At 36.0% G+C, this 1,623-nt stretch carries 2 protein-coding genes; both read right to left on the bottom strand.

All coding sequences use genetic code 11. From position 1 onward, the window contains the following. A partial coding sequence (locus tag BZG77_RS14510) for an acyltransferase (RefSeq protein ID WP_077647750.1) occupies positions 1-481 on the bottom strand: 481 nt, incomplete at its 3' end. Beyond that, the gene (locus BZG77_RS14505; protein ID WP_077647749.1) at positions 481-1,557 is read right to left on the bottom strand and encodes a DegT/DnrJ/EryC1/StrS family aminotransferase; all 1,077 of its coding nucleotides are present in this window, start codon (positions 1,555-1,557) and stop codon (positions 481-483) included. The genes BZG77_RS14505 and BZG77_RS14510, both read right to left, overlap by 1 nt. Positions 1,558-1,623 lie beyond the last annotated feature (66 nt).

The raw sequence follows: 1,623 nt of genomic DNA, 5'->3' as shown, positions 1-1,623 counted from the left end.
ATATATAGCCGGATTTTAAATTTTTAGTCACTAATGACAATGAGCCTACAGATACACAACTGTCAATTTCGACTCCCGGCAGTATAATGCTTCCTGCCCCTATTATACTATGTTTTCCTATTTTAACTGGGGCATGTTGAACATTAGTCAAATGTTCTGGAACGGTAGGATTAGTCATAAAATCTCCAGAATAATCATCATTGCTCGAATAAATGCTGCACCTTGAAGATATACCTGCGAAATCATCTATTACAACTTGAGCAGCCCCCATTATTGATGAGTATATAGCTATGTGGACATTTCTTCCCAATTGAATGCCACCCTCACCAGCAGATAGCACACAGAAATCATCAATACGGGAGTTGTCCTCGATAGATATATTTTCAACCCCATAAATAGAAGCTTTTTTTGAAAGTAGTACATTTTCCCCTAAATGCTTAAACCCTATCTTTTTCAGTTCATCGTTTGAATAAAATGACATTATAAAGCCTTCTTTATTATATTCGTAATCTCATCAACATTTCCGGCACTTAGATATGAATGCATAGGCAAACATAGTACTCTCTCCGCAGAGGCTAAACTCACCTTAGAGCCATAGTTATGACTATCTACAAACACCTTATCTAAAGATGGTGAAAAATAATTTCTAGTCTGAATTCCATGCATCCCTAATCGGTTAGATATATCATGTAGCTCTCTGCCATTTTTTAATAAAATAGGCATGTATGCGCCATTACAGTTAGAATTCGGATGCCACTTTGGAAGTTCAACGACATCCTCTAAGTTTTTCCTATATCGATAAAACATCTCTACTCTATGTTCAAGTATGCTATCAATTACTTCAAGATTAACCAGACCTACCGCCGCTTGGTACTCATTCAACTTTGCATTAATTCCAACATCAACAATCCCTCTTTCAGGCCTGATACCAAAGTTAATAATTTCTTCGGCTTTTTCCAATGCCGATTTATCTTTGAAGATGATAGCACCTCCTTCTATCGTATGAAACAACTTGGTTGCATGGAAACTCAAAGTGCTTGCTGCACCATGATTAAGAACAGGTTCGTCATTTATTTTAACGCCAAATGCATGAGCAGCATCATAAATAATTTGAAATTTATTCTTTTTACTAACTTGAGTTAACTCATCGACATTACATGGATTACCATATACATGGGTAGCAACAACTGTGTCTGCCTTACATCCCTTTTGATATGCAGCCTCAACTTTCTGCGGGGATAAATTTAATGTTATGGGGTCTATATCTGTAAAAGCAAGCTCATCTTTTTGCCACTTAAAAGCACTAACTGTTGCCACAAAACTGAAAGGTGTAGATAGTATACTCTTAGTATCAATAGCTCTCGCTGCAACCTGTAACGCTGATGTCCCGTTATTTGTTAGTAATAAGTTTTCAACACCTAAGTACTCTTTCAGTTTCTCTGTAAGTTCTTGGTGAATAGGCCCGAAATTAGTATACCAACCTTTATTGTTAATCCTGTCAAGAAATTTTTCTAGTTTTCTAAGATCTGGCTGCACTGGTTTATTCAAAGGGATCATATCAAAAACCTAAATAATATTTTTAACTTCAATCAGAAGAGTGTTTTTAAAAAGAAACAATAGCAC

It is taken from the genome of Salinivibrio sp. IB643 (genome assembly GCF_001996105.1).
GTDB lineage: Bacteria > Pseudomonadota > Gammaproteobacteria > Enterobacterales > Vibrionaceae > Salinivibrio > Salinivibrio costicola.
The sequence above is the reverse complement of the archived record's forward strand: the minus strand, read 5'-3'. Positions and strand labels throughout refer to the sequence as shown.